The following is a 14,175-nucleotide window of genomic DNA, read 5'->3' on the forward strand; positions in this document are numbered from 1 at the left end:
GGGCGCTGCGCACCCAAGCGGGAGCAAGCTCCCTCGCCACAACAGTCGCCATACTACAAAGTGCGACTCAGTTATTGCGGATCTTCTCCACAATCGCCGTCGTCGAGCTGTTTTCCACCAGCCCCAGCACTTTCACCGTGCCGCCGTAGGCCGTGACGATGTCCGCTCCAACGACTTGGTCGATGCCATAGTCGCCGCCCTTGACCAGCACATCCGGCTTGACCTGGCGCAGCAGGTTTTCCGGCGTGCCCTCGCTGAAGCTGATCACCCAATCCACCGCGCCAAGGCCGGCGAGGACTGCCATGCGCCGGTCAACGCTGTTGATCGGACGACCCGGCCCCTTGAGACGGCTTACGGAGGCATCGTCATTGACCGCAACGATCAAGCGATCCCCCTGGGCGCGAGCCTGCTCCAGGTAAGTCACGTGGCCGGCGTGGAGGATGTCGAAGCAACCGTTGGTAAAGACGATTCGTTCGTTGTGGGCACGGGCATCGTCAACGGCCAGCAGCAACTGCTCCAGGCCCAGCACGCCCCGCTCGGAACCTTCTTCGCGCTGGATGGCGCGCCGCAGTTCCGGGGCACTGATGGCCGCCGTACCGAGCTTACCAACGACGATGCCCGCCGCCAGGTTCGCCAGGGCCACGGCATGAGGCAGTTCCTCGCCAGCGGCAATAGCGGCGGCCAGCGTGGAAATCACCGTGTCGCCGGCGCCTGTCACGTCGAACACTTCACGGGCACGGGCCGGCAGGTGCAACGCAGGGTGATCGGGGCGCAGCAAGGTCATGCCATGTTCGCCACGGGTCACCAGCAGGGCACCGAGGTCGAGGTCTGCCATCAACTGGGCGCCTTTGCTCACCAGTTCATGCTCATCGACGCAACCGCCGACGATGGTTTCGAACTCGCTGAGGTTCGGCGTGATCAGGCTGGCGCCACGGTAGATGGAAAAATCCTTGCCCTTGGGATCGGCCAACACAGGAATGCCACGGGCACGGGCGGCCTGGATCAACACCTGGTGGTTTTTCAACGCGCCTTTGCCGTAGTCCGACAGCACCAGCACCTTGATGCCTTCGAGCAGGTTGTCGACTTCGGCGCCAAGAGCCAGGGGATCGGTGGCGAACGGTTCTTCGAAGTCGATGCGCAGCAGTTGCTGGTGGCGACTCATGACCCGCAGCTTGACGATGGTCGGCTGGTGCGCAATGCGCTGGAAAATCGCCCGCACGCCAGCGCCCTTGAGGCTGTTGGTCAGGCTGTCGGCGGCTTCGTCGTCACCGGTCACGCCCACCAGGGAAGCCGGCGCGCCGAGGGCGGCGATGTTCAGGGCAACGTTGGCGGCACCACCGGGGCGATCCTCGATGTGCTCGACCTTGACCACCGGTACCGGGGCCTCAGGGGAAATCCGGGAGGTACCGCCATGCCAGTAGCGGTCGAGCATGACATCGCCGACCACCAATACAGGGGCTTGATCGAATCGCGGCATGGACAACTTCATGGAACATCCCACATACAAAATGAACAGGGCCGCGATATTAGCACAGGGTTGGCGCAGGCTTGGCCATGGCAGCGACGCGATGACAGGGCGCGTCGCCGGTCAATCCTGCAGCAGCGCCAGCAGGCGCTCACAGGCCTGGGCCAGTTCCACCTCGCTGGTGTCAATCTGGCAATCCGGCGCAAGTGGCGCTTCGTAGGGGCTGTCCAGGCCGGTGAAATTCTTGATCCGCCCGGCACGGGCTTCGCGATACAACCCCTTTGGGTCACGCTGCGCGCAGACTTCAAAAGGTGTGCTGATGTATACCTCGATAAAGGTATCTGCAGGAAACAACTGGCGGGCCGCCTCCCGGTCGGCGCGAAACGGCGAAATGGCGGCGACGATGACGATCAGGCCGGCATCGACCATCAGCCGCGCCACCTCGGCGATGCGCCGAATGTTCTCCTTGCGGGCCTCGGCATCCATGCCCAGGCCCCGGCACAGCCCCTGGCGCAGGTTGTCGCCATCGAGCAGCGACGTATGCAGCCCTTGCCGATTGAGCCGCGCTTCCAAGGCGTTGGCCAGCGTCGACTTGCCAGCCCCCGACAACCCGGTCAGCCAGATGCAGCGTGGCCGCTGGGCCTTGATGGCGGCCCGATCCTGTGGCGTGACCGCCAGCGCATAAGGGCGAACCTGTGCCTGTTGCATCGCTATCCCTGTCGTTTCGTTCATGGCCGGGCATCTCATCGTCACACGGGCACACCCACCGCAGCGGCATTACCGGAGTGTAGCCACTGAACAGGTCCATACGCTCCCACAGACTCAGGCGATATTCTGAGCGGGAGCGTCCAGGCCCATGGCGTGCAGACGCGCATAGTAGCCATTCTGCGCCAGGAGCTCGCCATGGGTGCCCCGTTCGACGATACGGCCCTGGTCCATCACCAGGATCATGTCGGCCTTTTCAATGGTCGACAGCCGGTGGGCGATGACCAAGGTAGTGCGGCCCTTCATGACCTGGTCCAGTGCCGCCTGGATGTGCCGTTCGGACTCGGTATCCAGCGCCGAGGTCGCCTCGTCAAGGATCAGTAACGGTGCGTTTTTCAACAGTGCCCTGGCAATCGCCAGGCGCTGACGCTGGCCGCCGGACAGCAGCACGCCGTTTTCGCCCACTTCGGTGTCCAGGCCGTTGGGCAACTGCGCAATGAAATCCATCGCGTAGGCATCCTGGGCAGCCTTTTCGATGTCGGCCCGTGGCGCGCCGGCCAGATCACCGTAGGCGATGTTGTTGGCCACTGTGTCATTGAACAGCGTGACGTGCTGGGTGACTTGGGCCACATGACGACGCAGGTTGCGCAGCCGGTAGTCTTCGATTTCCACGTCGTCGAGCAGTATCTGGCCGACCTCATGGTGATAGAAACGCGGGATGAGACTCGCCAGGGTCGACTTGCCGCTGCCCGAACGCCCCACCAACGCGATCATCTGCCCGGGTGCCGCCGTGAAACTGATGTCCTTGAGCACCTCGCGGTCAGCGCCGGGGTAGGTAAAGCTCAGGTTACGCACGTCAAGACGGCCGCTGACGCGTTCCTGCTCGACGGTGCCCTTGTCGACTTCAGGCTCGACATCCAATTGCTCGAAGATGCTTTCGGCACCGGCCACGCCTTTCTGGATGGTGGAACTGACTTCCGAGAGCTGGCGAATCGGCTTGGGCAGCAAGCCCGCCGCAGTGATGTAGGCCACCAAGTCACCGGCGGTCGCGTCGCCGCGCAGGAACAGCACCAGGAACATCAGGGCCGCCATGGCGGTGTAGATCACCAGTTGCAGCATGGGCGTATAGACCGCACCGGTGCGAGTCATGCGCAATTGCTTATCGGTATTGCCCTGGCTGGCGCTGGCAAAGCGCTGCTCCTCGTAGGCCTCGCCGCCGAAGCTGCGCACCACGCGGTAGCCCTGGATGGTTTCGGAGGCGACGTGTGTCACGTCGCCCATGGCCACCTGGATTTTCTTGCTTTGCTTGCGAAATTTCTTGCTGGTGCTGCTGACCATGACCGCAATCAGCGGCAGGATCGCCAGCATGACCAGAGTCAGCTTCCAGTTCATCCACACCAGGTAGGCGAAGAGGAACACCACGGTAAGCCCTTCGCGTATCACCACCTTGATCGCATCGGTAGCCGCGCCGGTGACCATGGTCACGTTGAAGGTGATTCGGGAAATCAGGTGCCCGGAATTGTGGGTGTCGAAATAGCGGTTGGGCAGCACCAGCAACTTCTTGAACAACTCGACCCGCAGGTCATGCACCAACCCCAGGGAAACCCTGGCCAGGTAATAGTTGCCCAGGAATGAGCCCAGGCCCTGCCAGGCAGCGATCAGGATGATCAGCAGCGGCACCGCCATCAGCAGTTTCAGGTCCTTGAGGTATGGCACATTGGGAAAGAGCACCGCATCAGGGTTGCTCAAGCCATCGACAAAATATTTGAGGATCCCGGCCAGCATGGGCTGGGTGGAAGCAAATATCACGAAACCCACGATACTCAGCAGGAAAATGCCCGCGTAGGGTTTGACGTATCCCAGCAAGCGAAAATAGATCTTCAGGCTGGAATCCTGTTCCGCTTTTGGCGGTGCGTCACTCATCGTCAGGCTCACTGGTTAGGAAGAACGCGGAATTTTATCACAGCCATCGGAATTGACCCGCGCCCAGGTCAAAACGCTCGCCAGGCCAATCGGCAGCCAGCTGATGAACCACTCGGCGCGGGGGGTTCCAGCCAGGCTGGCGGCATCGAATTGCATCGCCAGGAACGAAAATACCCACATGCCGAGCACGCCCCGGCCCAGCAGGCTGTCCCGGGCCCGCCAGGCTTCGCGCAACACGGCGAACCAGACGACGCACCACAGCAATAGCCCAGGCAACCCGAATTGGATGGCAACATGACTGAACAGATTGTGAGCATGATCAAACGTCAGGCCGTGGCTGGTAATCCGGTAGTCCGCGGCGATTCCAAGGCCGCCCCATGGACGCTCGGCGATCATGTGCAGGCTCGATATGAAAATCTCGGGGCGATAGGAGGCGCCGCGAGCCATTACCAGCGGTTCGAGCAGCCAGAAGGTCAGCATCGCCAGCACCAGCGCCGTGGCGGCGATTATGCGGGCACGCTGGTCCCGGCAGTAGATCGGCATGGCCAATACGCTGAGCAGCAGGGCCAGTGCGGCGCCGCGACTCTGGCTCGCCACCACGAACACCGCCAGCAGCGCCAGGGCGACTACCCAAAGCAGTCGCAGGCCGAAATGGCGCGGCACCCAGTGCAGCATCCAGACAGCCGCCAGACCGATCACGTAACCGCCGAGGATCGGATGGGACAACTCTCCCAGCCCTTCCACGCGCGCATCCCATGGGTTGTTTGCCAAGCCGTAGAAACGGACGATGGCCATCAAGGCAGTCAGCGCCAGCCCCAGGCCACCCCATTGCATGATGCGAATCACTCGGTCGGGTTGGCCATTGGCAAGGATCGGGAAAAACAACAGGAACACCAGGATATACAGCAGCCGCTTGATCTCGCGAACAGGTTCGGCGGCTTCGGCCCAGAGCAGCGTGATCAATGCCCAGGCCATCAGCGCCAACAAAGCCGTATAAATCAAACGCTGCGCGCGCCACAACTCCAGCAGTCGTTGACGGGCCGGCCAGGCGAAGATGATCGCCGGCAGCCAGACGAAGGCAACCAAACCTTGTTGATAGACTTTGTTGGTCGGTGCCAGGGCTATTGCCAGCAAAAACCATAACAAGCCAAAGGCCATCCAACATTGTGCCCAACGCGTTGCCTGCATCTATCGCTCCTAAACGGTCTACCTGCCAAACCGGCATGGTGAAAACAAAAACTTTTGGGCATCATGGCCCGCCATGGCACCGGTTCTTTCAACAAGGTTTCCCTACGATGCAATCCTCACGGCTTCCCCAAGCCGCTTTGAATCAATTGATTGAAGGCGCCAACATTCTGGAGGCCGACAGCTACGGCCCAAAAGTCTATCTGCTGCAGGATGGGAACATCCTTAAATTGTTTCGCCGCAAGCGGCTTTTTTCTTCGGCCCTTCTACGGCCATATTCCGCACGATTCATCGATAATGCTGCCCGCCTCCAGGAGCTCGGCGTACCGACGCTTGAAGTGCTGGCCTTTTACAAGCTGCAAAAGCCCGGCATGACCGCTGTACTGTATCGGCCACTCCCAGGAAAAACCCTGCGTCAGTTATCGATTCAGGAAAACTTCAGCTGGCAGCAGGCCCTTCCGGCGCTGGTCGAACTGATTCGCAGCCTGCATGCCAGCGGCATTTATTTTCGTTCGCTGCATTTGGGCAACATCGTCGTCACCCCTGAAAACACGCTGGGACTGATTGACGTTGCTGACATGCGTTTCCTGCGCTCTCCCCTGCCACGCTACCTGGCACGCCGCAATCTACAACATTTCGCTCGTTATATTGCCCGAGAGAACCTGAACGGGAGCTTTCCAATGCAGGCATTGGAAAACGCCTTATTGGCTGCCTGAAATCAGCTGGCGGGCGGTCTGACTGAAACTCAGCCAGGCCTTATCAGGCGCCAGTGCCTGGTATTGCGCCGCAGCGACTGCGTCGGCCGGCGCCTGGGCCGCCCTTGCGATCGCCGCACTCCAGTCACCTTCCGCGTTGACCGGCGCATACCAACCAGTGTCGCCCAATTGTTCGCGAAAGACCGCGAGATCGCTGGCCAGCACCGGAATACCAGCCAGCACAGCCTCCTGAAGGATCAGCCCGAGGCCCTCATTCCTGGACGGGACCAGCACCCAATCAAACGCCCTGTAAAGCGTCGCCGCGTCCTCGATATGTCCTGTCAGCGAGACCTTGCCTAGCAGGTCCGGCTGTTCAATACGTGCTTGTAGCGCCTCGCGACTGGGCCCTTCACCAACAATCACCAGACGCCAATCGGAATGATCGGCCGCTGCCCGACCAAACGCCTCAAGCAGGCTGGCAAACCCCTTGTTGTCCACCAGTCGCCCGACTGCGCCAAATACCCGCCCTTGCGTACAAGGCAAGCCCAATCGGGCTCGCGCCTCTTCACGGGACAAGAGCGCGGTCTGGAAGGCCACTGGATCGAAGGCACTGCGTAACGCGGTCACCGGGATGTCCAGGTCATCCTGGAGCGACGTCGCCAGGGTCTCGGAAACCGCAGCAAGGATCAGGCGTGAAGCCGGGAACCCGCGCAGCAAATCACGCCCCGCACGACTGAGCCGCGTTGCGCCATGGAAAATCACCACCACCCGGATCTGCGGCATGTCCTTGAGAACAGGCAATAAGGTCCGGGCCACACCGGCGCCATCGAGCAACACCACGCGAGCATCGCCGTCGAGCAACGCCTGGCGAAAACGGCTGTGCATGAGGGGTTTGAACAGGCGCCAGACATGCCGGCCCTTGAGTCGCGAAGAGGTCAGATTCCACTCGAGCGCCGGCCCTACGTCGACCTGGCAGGCGGACGCCGAGCCCTGCAAGAGCCAGGTTCTGACAGGCATCGCAGGCTCCATCCGCGAAAGAATCTGTTCATGAACCTTGTGTACCGAAGCGAACGGCGAACCGCCCGCCCACATGACATTGATAATGCTCATCGAGCGGCAAACCTTTTATCGCGAACCGGAACTCGTGCTTCGCGGCATTCAGTAATTGATAAGCCAGCCAATGCAGACTCCGAGCAAGAGAACCAGGGATATCTTGAGTTGCTCGCGGCGCTTGCGACGCGCCTTGCGCCGACGCTCCATGGGCACTTCCACATGGACGCCGAATCCGGTGTGCAAAACAGCATCCCCTTCCAGCATCACCGCCGTCAAGTTCAGCTGTGCATAGCGAAGGGACAGGGCTTTTTCACCACCGAAACCGGCAAAGGGCGCGCAAAGCCGATACTCCTTCAACCGTCGCAACCCCGGGTTGAGAGAAAAACTCTGCCATTCAGGTTTATCTGAAATCAATGGATAACAGGGCACTCCTCCGATGACTTCCCGCTCGCCCAGGTGGATGTAAGGGCTATGGACACTCAAGTCATAGACATAATTGCGCAGCCACACTTGCAGGATCTCGGGACGCTGCTCCAGGACCGTGCGCGAATCCTCCACGAAGGCCGGGCGATAGAACTCCCAGTCATCCTCGCAATGAAAGACGTAGGGCGTCTTCACCTGCCCGTACGCCAGGTCGATCGAGGCCAACTGCCCCAGCTTCGGCCGATTGACGAAAACCGTGGTGCGGTGTTTCCAGCTGGCAGGGACAACGGCGTGGACGCCTTCGTCCCCGGCATCCTCGGTGATGAAGACCTCACGAATCGGCGCGGTATTGAACCGGTCGAAACTCTCCAGCGTTCGCTCGAGCAAATCGAGCCGGCCACAACTGGTCACCACCAGAGTAACGTCACTATCGTCGGAAAACTGCACGTGAAATACCATTTAACCAAACGCCACCCGAACATCAGGATGACGCAACGGTTCCTGTCAAACGCCTAGCTTCAGGCGCAATGTTTCCAGAAGACTCAACGGTGCCCGAGGCCGTAACGGCGGTTCCAGCGCTTGAACGATTTTCTGACCGATGCGCGCGAAGCTGAACTGCGCCAGCGCCAGCTCCTGGCCGTTGCGGGCCACGCTGCGCGCCAGCTCGGGGTCGGCGCGCAGCCTGGACAGTTTTTCCTGAAGTTGCGCGATGTCGCGGTACAGCACCACGTTATGCATGTCCTGCAAACCCAGCGCATGTGCCTCATCGGCACCTTGATCGAACGCCAGCAGCACACAGCCACAGGCCATGGCTTCGAAATTCTTGATCATGAACTCGCCCATACCGACATCGGCACTGACGAAAAAGCGAATACGGTTGAGCGTATCGCAATATTCTTCGCCGGACTTGGTCCGGGTGACGACCAGCGGCTCAACGCGACCCAGCTCATCGAGCAGCGCCTTGCGGCCACTGTAGGCGACACTGTTGGTGCTGCCGACGAAGGCCAGTTCGATATCGCGCTCACGCCCCTGATCCTGCAATAGCGACTGATCGTAGCCCTTGGGCACGAATACCGCATCGAAACCTTCGCCGCGCAGGCGTTCAGTCACCATGAAGCCGGAGCTGATGACACGCACCCACGGCAGGCGACGATAGTGCGCGCTGAACTTGCCGGTGTATTTGCACGGGATGTAGTTCTGGTAGGCGTCGTGCTCTAGGATCACCAGGTTGGGGATCGTGCGGATGAAACCGACCTGGCGGATCTCCTGCTTGAAGCGCAGGAAAAATACGATCCGGTCGTAGCGCGATACATCCACGTGCCGCCGAAAATAGCCACGCAGGTTGCGTTGCTCCTGGCTGTCGAGCCAACGCAGGTCGCATTCGCAGTGAGCAGCCACACCTTCGTAGAGTCGGTCCAGGATGGCCCGCTGCTCTTTCTGCACCAGAAATAGAACTTTCATCGTCTTCCTTGCGGCACCGAACGACTTGATAAATAACCGGGGGCCTTGATGTGCCGTAGCGCAAAGACGCCCCGCCTTGAGCCGTTAAAGCCGCCAGAACAGTTCATGGCGACGCACGGCCTTGCGAAAAAATTCGTTCTCGCCATAAGGCGATCCGGCACGCCCAGCCAGCAAACGTTGGAGACCACGGCGCAGGCGACGCTTGAACGGCGCTCGCGGTTGCAGATCGTGCATCATGCCCAACGCCATGGCCTTGTCGCGCTGGCCGGGCAGTGCCAACGGCAGGCTGACGGGATGCATTGGCCGGCCCGGGTCGAAGTACGGCGGCAACGCAATGCCCGCACCCGCATCGCCCATGGGCCAGCGGTCGTTGTCGTGCAGGTGATTGGCGTAGCCCAACAGCGTGGTGGGTTGCCATGGCAAGCCTTCGAGGGCCTGCAGGACGGCATGGTGTGCGCAGAGATGGTCGGGATGCGGGTCGAGGGTGGGGTGCGGCAACACGATGACCTCGGGACGCGCCTTGAGCAGCAGTTCCCGCAGATCGGCCAGCAGATTGGTCCAGGTCGGCGCGCCATCGGCATCGCCGGGCAGGGAAAACGGGTTCATCTGGCGCAACAGTCGGGTATCGCTCAGGTCCGCCTCCCGGGAGCCCTGGGGCTGGTCGGGCGCGGCCTGCATCGCGGCCAGTTGCAGGCAGAAGTAACCCAGCTGAACACAATGGGCCTCCGGAACCCCGGCCCAGCGCGGCACGGCGATGCTGTCCCAGGCGCGCAAGCGGCCCTTGAGCCGCGCGGCTTCGGCACGATCCAGGCCCATCTGCTGGTAATGCTCGGCTTCGATTTCACCCGCCGTCAGAGTCACGATCCAGGCTTCATCCGCCTGGCTGTACAGCCCATAGGCGGCCAGTTCCGCATCGTCGGCGTGGGGCGCGATGACCATCACCCGCTGACGCTGGACCTGCGGCGAGGTGAAAGACCATAGCGTCGGCTCGCCCTGCAAGCGGCAAAAACGTCCGCGCAGGCGCAGCTCGCCCCGGGACAGCGCCGGGCCCTGCTCGCTCAGGTTGAGGTAGCGCAGGCCGTTGACGCCGCGCTCGAAAGTTTGCCGGTCCGGACATTCACCGCCCGACAACTCGACAGCCGGGTCGATGAAGCGCCCCAGCCAGGTACTTTTCATTCGCAACGCGAGGATCAGCGTCGCGCCATCGTCCAGGATCACCCCTTCGTCCAACCGCAGGTGCCCATTATTCAGGTGCACCTTGGGTTGCTGGGTGAACGGCGGGAAGCTGTATTGGTAGTCGTCGCGAGGCGAATAAAACAAGTGGTCGGCGAACCACGCTTCATGGGCGACCCAGGCCAGTACCGCCAGCACCAGCGGCAACCACCAGGCCACCAGGATGCCGAGCAAGACCAGTACGACAAACGCAAGCAACAGCCCGACGCGCTTGTTGCGGCGGTGACGCTTGAGCAATTGCTGCTTTCGACTTATCGGCGGGTTCATACGGTAAACACCGGCACGGGGTTGCACCAACGGTCCTTGTACTCCCGGTCCGCCCGACCGAATGAAAAACGCAACGGCTTGCCGGCGGCACGGGCATGTTCCCAGGCGCTCTGGGTGTTGAGGAAGCTCAACACGCTGCCGGGGCTGAACTCTCGGGTCTGCGGGTCGACGCCGCCGTTGATGTACTCGACGCTGATCCATTCCGGCGCTTCGACGCGGTACACCAATTGAATGGCGATCGGCGCATCGTTGAGGAAGATCACCGAACCGATCAGCCATTCGCGCAACAGCTCGATTACTTCGGCCATGCGCTCGGCTCCGGTGGCCGCAAAGCCCCAGCGACGCAGGAAGAGGTCGCAGTAAATCGCAGCCAGCTCCGTACTGGAGAACTCGTCGACCGGCCGTACCACACCGCCCGCTTCTTCCAGCAAGCGCAGCTCACGACGCTGGTTGTAGCGAAACTTCTTCGACAATTCTTCCGGGGTACGGGCCATGGCCAGTTGCTCCTGCTGCAACTTCATGCCACTGAAGCGCCCTTCGTTGAGGGCCGACAGGTAACGTGCGCGGTGGCGCAACGGCGCCTGGGCGTCGGGAGCCGCCGGTAGAATCAACTCGGCGTTCCCCAAGTCGAACAGGCCCTTTTTGCCGTTGCGCTTGAGCACGTCCTTGGATAACGCGAGGTCACGACCCCAGGTCGCAATGGCTGCCTTGAGCTCACCATCTTGTTCGAACGCCAGGTAGCGCACGGGAATCCCGGCCAGGGCCGCCAGACGTTCGATCACCTGCGGATGGGTGGCCACACTGCCGCCATAGCGCTGCCAGGCCTGGGCATACATCGACGCGTCTATGGTTGACCAGCCGCGCTCGCGCCAGCCTTGGAATCGGTTGAGCATCAGGCCCTCGGCGCCAGTTCGGTGACTTGGGGCAAGCGCCAGAATGCCTCGCGAACGGCGCGATCCGAGAACCGCTCGCGCAGGCGGTCGAGCATCAGCTCGGCGCATTGGCGACGCTGCGATTCGTCCATGGCAGCCAGGTGTTGCAGCCCCTGGGCCATATGTTCGGCGTCGCCCAGCGGAAACAGAATGCCCACGCCCTCGACCACTTCCTTCGCACCGCCACAGGCCGTGGCCAGCAGGGGGACCCCGGCGCCCATGGCTTCGAGCAGCACCATGCCGAATGGCTCATGGTCGGAGCTCAGGGCAAATACATCAAAAGCACGGAAGTAACGGCGCGCCTCGGGCACCTGACCGAGAAACAGCACGCGATCGGCAATGCCCAACTCCAGCGCCAGCTCCCGAAGGTCCTGCTCCAGACGGCCCTTGCCGAGGATCGCCAGTTGGCTATGGGCGGGCAGGTACGCCAGTGCCGCGGCAAATCCGCGCAGCAAGGTGGCCTGATCCTTGTCCGGGTGCAGGCGACCGACATTGCCGACAATCCAGGCGTTCGTATCCAGCCCGAGGGTCTGGCGCGCTTCATCCCGAGAAACCAGGCAGGCCTGGGTGGCCTCGAGATCGATGCGATTGTAGAGCGTCTGGATCCTGGCAACCGGCCATTTCGGCAGGCAGCGGCGCATGTCGTCGCGCACCGCGTCGGAGACCCCGAGCAAGCTCAGGCGCTTGCGAAAAAGGTGAGCGAACAGACGGCGGGTACGCCGTTGGTAATCGCCAAAGGCATGGTGCACGCCAATCACCGGCAGGCCGGTGCCAAGCAGGGCGATGTAGATCGGCTTGAAGCGATGGGCGATGCAGAAACTGAAGTTGCGCGAAGCGGCGATCTTGCGCAAATCGCCGATGGCGCCCAGCTTCAGGCCACGAATGGCGCTGGAGCTGTACTCCATGAACAGCACCTCGTCCGAGGCACAACCAGCGGCGACTTGCGCGTCCGCCGCCCCGGTGAGGAACACCGTGGTCACGCGATAGCCAGTCCCCGCGAACAGGCTGGCGTACTGACGGGCACAGTCCAGGAACGGCCCGTCATAACCGTGGCAAAACTGCAGCACATGTCGCTCAGCCGAGCGTGTCATAAGCATCCACGCCGTCTTTGACCACCAGAATGTCTTCCATGATCAGGTACTGCAGGTCGGAGCCGAAGAACATGTTCAGCGCGTCGGTCGGCGAGCAGATCATCGGCTCGCCACGGCGGTTGAGCGAAGTGTTTAGGGACACGCCGTTGCCGGTCAGGACTTCCAGGGCCTTCATCATGTCGTAGTAGCGCGGGTTGTATTCGCGCTTGAGCACCTGGGCCCGGGAAGTGCCGTCTTCATGGACGACTTCCGGCACGCGGGTCTTCCATTCTTCGGCCACTTCGAAGGTGAAGGTCATGAAGGGGGCCGGGTGATCGACTTTGATCATCTGCGGCGCGACGGTGTCGAGCATCGACGGGCAGAAAGGCCTCCAGCGCTCGCGGAACTTGATCTGTTCGTTGATGCGATCAGCCACGCCACTGGCGCTTGGGCAACCAATGATCGAACGACCGCCCAAGGCGCGCGGACCGAATTCCATGCGTCCCTGGAACCAGGCGACCGGGTTGCCGTCGACCATGATCTTGGCAATCCGCTCAGGAGTGTTGTCGATCTTGCGCCAGGCCGGTTTGCTCGGGTGGCGGGCGCACGCGGCGATCACGTCTTCGTTGCTGTAGGCCGGGCCGAGATAGACATGTTCCATCTTCTCCACTGGCACGCCACGGACATGGGACACATAGGCCGCCGCACCTACTGCGGTGCCGGCGTCGCCGGAAGCCGGTTGCACGAACAGTTCCTTGACGTCGTCACGGGCGATGATTTTCTGGTTCAGCTTGACGTTCAATGCGCAGCCGCCAGCGAACGCCAGCTTGCCGGTTTCCTTGAGCACGTCACCCAGGTAATGGTCGATCATTTGCAGCGCGAGCTTCTCGAACAGCGCCTGCATGCTGGCCGCGTAGTGAATGTACGGCTCGTCAGCGATGTCGCCTTCGCGTTTCGGGCCGAGCCATTCGATCAGCTTCGGCGAGAAGTAGAAGCCCTTGCCCTTTTCTTTATAGCGACGCAAGCCGATCACGTTGGCGTAGTCGGTGTTGATCACCAACTCGCCATTTTCGAACGACGCCAGGCGCGAGAAATCGTACTTGCTGGCATCGCCGTAGGGCGCCATACCCATGACCTTGAATTCGCCGTCGAGCATCTCAAAACCGAGGAACTCGGTGATCGCGCCATACAGGCCGCCCAGGGAGTCCGGATCGAAGAATTCCTTGATCTTGTGGATCTTGCCGTTCTCACCATAACCGAAGAAGGTCGTGGCGTATTCGCCCTTGCCGTCGATGCCCAGGATCGCGGTTTTTTCCTGGAAACCCGAGCAGTGATAGGCGCTGGAGGCGTGGGCCAAGTGGTGCTCGACCGGCTCGATCTTGATTTTTTTCGGATCGAAGCCCAGTTGCTCCAGGCACCAGACGATCTTGCGGCGATAGCGCTTGTAGCGACGGTTGCCCATCAGGATCGCATCGAGGGCACGATCCGGGGCGTACCAGTAACGCTTGGCGTAATGCCAGCGCGCCTCGCCGAACAGGCTGATCGGGGCGAACGGAATCGCCACCACATCGACGTCGGACGGCTTGATGCCAGCCTGTTCCAGGCAGAACTTCGCCGACTCATAAGGCATGCGGTTCTTTGCATGTTTATCGCGTACGAAGCGCTCTTCCTCGGCCGCCGCGATCAGCTTGCCGTCAATGTACAGCGCTGCGGAAGGATCATGGCTAAGGGCGCCGGACAGGCCAAGAATCGTCAATGCCACA

Annotated in this window: 12 protein-coding genes; 1 reads left to right on the forward strand and 11 read right to left on the reverse strand. The window is 61.5% G+C overall.

Annotation, left to right across the window (positions count from 1 at the left end; all coding sequences use genetic code 11):
- Positions 1-67 precede the first annotated feature (67 nt).
- From hldE to PFLQ2_RS02515, 4 genes are all read right to left on the reverse strand, one after another.
- Positions 68-1,489 (reverse strand): bifunctional D-glycero-beta-D-manno-heptose-7-phosphate kinase/D-glycero-beta-D-manno-heptose 1-phosphate adenylyltransferase HldE, encoded by a 1,422-nt coding sequence (hldE, locus tag PFLQ2_RS02530; RefSeq protein ID WP_003186495.1) that lies wholly within the window; start codon positions 1,487-1,489, stop codon positions 68-70.
- A gap of 99 nt (positions 1,490-1,588) precedes the next feature.
- Positions 1,589-2,197 (reverse strand): adenylyl-sulfate kinase, encoded by a 609-nt coding sequence (cysC, locus tag PFLQ2_RS02525; RefSeq protein WP_003186497.1) that lies wholly within the window; start codon positions 2,195-2,197, stop codon positions 1,589-1,591.
- A gap of 90 nt (positions 2,198-2,287) precedes the next feature.
- Complete coding sequence (msbA, locus tag PFLQ2_RS02520) at positions 2,288-4,093, reverse strand: lipid A export permease/ATP-binding protein MsbA (RefSeq protein ID WP_003186500.1); 1,806 nt, start codon at positions 4,091-4,093, stop codon at positions 2,288-2,290.
- Positions 4,094-4,108: 15 nt separating this feature from the next.
- The gene (locus PFLQ2_RS02515) at positions 4,109-5,281 is read right to left on the reverse strand and encodes an O-antigen ligase family protein (RefSeq protein ID WP_003186502.1); all 1,173 of its coding nucleotides are present in this window, start codon (positions 5,279-5,281) and stop codon (positions 4,109-4,111) included.
- A 107-nt stretch (positions 5,282-5,388) separates the two neighbouring features.
- Between PFLQ2_RS02515 and PFLQ2_RS02510 the strand changes: the two genes are divergently transcribed.
- Complete coding sequence (locus tag PFLQ2_RS02510; protein WP_003186504.1) at positions 5,389-5,994, forward strand: hypothetical protein; 606 nt, start codon at positions 5,389-5,391, stop codon at positions 5,992-5,994.
- On the opposite strand, the gene PFLQ2_RS02505 is transcribed toward PFLQ2_RS02510, so the two are convergent.
- The 7 genes from PFLQ2_RS02505 to PFLQ2_RS02475 form a co-directional block, all read right to left on the reverse strand.
- Entirely contained in the window at positions 5,980-7,083 is a 1,104-nt protein-coding gene (locus PFLQ2_RS02505; RefSeq protein ID WP_003186506.1) for a glycosyltransferase, read from the reverse strand. The two genes, PFLQ2_RS02510 and PFLQ2_RS02505, sit on opposite strands and share 15 nt — an antisense overlap.
- 48 nt (positions 7,084-7,131) lie before the next feature.
- Positions 7,132-7,896 (reverse strand): hypothetical protein, encoded by a 765-nt coding sequence (locus tag PFLQ2_RS02500; RefSeq protein WP_003186509.1) that lies wholly within the window; start codon positions 7,894-7,896, stop codon positions 7,132-7,134.
- 57 nt (positions 7,897-7,953) lie between these two features.
- The gene (locus tag PFLQ2_RS02495; RefSeq protein WP_003186512.1) at positions 7,954-8,910 is read right to left on the reverse strand and encodes a glycosyltransferase family protein; all 957 of its coding nucleotides are present in this window, start codon (positions 8,908-8,910) and stop codon (positions 7,954-7,956) included.
- A gap of 84 nt (positions 8,911-8,994) precedes the next feature.
- Entirely contained in the window at positions 8,995-10,398 is a 1,404-nt protein-coding gene (locus PFLQ2_RS02490; protein ID WP_033046629.1) for a PIG-L deacetylase family protein, read from the reverse strand.
- An 8-nt stretch (positions 10,399-10,406) separates the two neighbouring features.
- A complete protein-coding gene (locus tag PFLQ2_RS02485) occupies positions 10,407-11,303 on the reverse strand; it encodes an antimicrobial resistance protein Mig-14 (RefSeq protein ID WP_003186516.1) in 897 nt (298 codons plus the stop codon).
- Entirely contained in the window at positions 11,303-12,433 is a 1,131-nt protein-coding gene (locus PFLQ2_RS02480) for a glycosyltransferase (protein ID WP_003186518.1), read from the reverse strand. The genes PFLQ2_RS02485 and PFLQ2_RS02480 overlap by 1 nt, the downstream gene beginning before the upstream one ends.
- Positions 12,417-14,174, reverse strand: a complete 1,758-nt coding sequence (locus PFLQ2_RS02475) for a carbamoyltransferase family protein (RefSeq protein ID WP_003186520.1) — start codon at positions 14,172-14,174, stop codon at positions 12,417-12,419. Before PFLQ2_RS02475 ends, PFLQ2_RS02480 begins: the two co-directional genes overlap by 17 nt.
- Position 14,175 lies beyond the last annotated feature (1 nt).

The organism is Pseudomonas fluorescens Q2-87 (genome assembly GCF_000281895.1).
In the GTDB taxonomy this organism is placed as follows: Bacteria; Pseudomonadota; Gammaproteobacteria; order Pseudomonadales; family Pseudomonadaceae; genus Aquipseudomonas; species Aquipseudomonas fluorescens_S.

Excerpts from the sequence above, each read along its gene's own strand:
- hldE (WP_003186495.1), bottom strand. The coding sequence starts at position 1,489 with ATGAAGTTGTCCATGCCGCGATTCGATCAAGCCCCTGTATTGGTGGTC.
- cysC (WP_003186497.1), bottom strand. The coding sequence starts at position 2,197 with ATGAACGAAACGACAGGGATAGCGATGCAACAGGCACAGGTTCGCCCT.
- msbA (WP_003186500.1), bottom strand. The coding sequence starts at position 4,093 with ATGAGTGACGCACCGCCAAAAGCGGAACAGGATTCCAGCCTGAAGATC.
- PFLQ2_RS02515 (WP_003186502.1), bottom strand. The coding sequence starts at position 5,281 with ATGCAGGCAACGCGTTGGGCACAATGTTGGATGGCCTTTGGCTTGTTA.
- PFLQ2_RS02510 (WP_003186504.1), top strand. The coding sequence starts at position 5,389 with ATGCAATCCTCACGGCTTCCCCAAGCCGCTTTGAATCAATTGATTGAA.
- PFLQ2_RS02505 (WP_003186506.1), bottom strand. The coding sequence starts at position 7,083 with ATGAGCATTATCAATGTCATGTGGGCGGGCGGTTCGCCGTTCGCTTCG.
- PFLQ2_RS02495 (WP_003186512.1), bottom strand. The coding sequence starts at position 8,910 with ATGAAAGTTCTATTTCTGGTGCAGAAAGAGCAGCGGGCCATCCTGGAC.
- PFLQ2_RS02485 (WP_003186516.1), bottom strand. The coding sequence starts at position 11,303 with ATGCTCAACCGATTCCAAGGCTGGCGCGAGCGCGGCTGGTCAACCATA.
- PFLQ2_RS02480 (WP_003186518.1), bottom strand. The coding sequence starts at position 12,433 with ATGACACGCTCGGCTGAGCGACATGTGCTGCAGTTTTGCCACGGTTAT.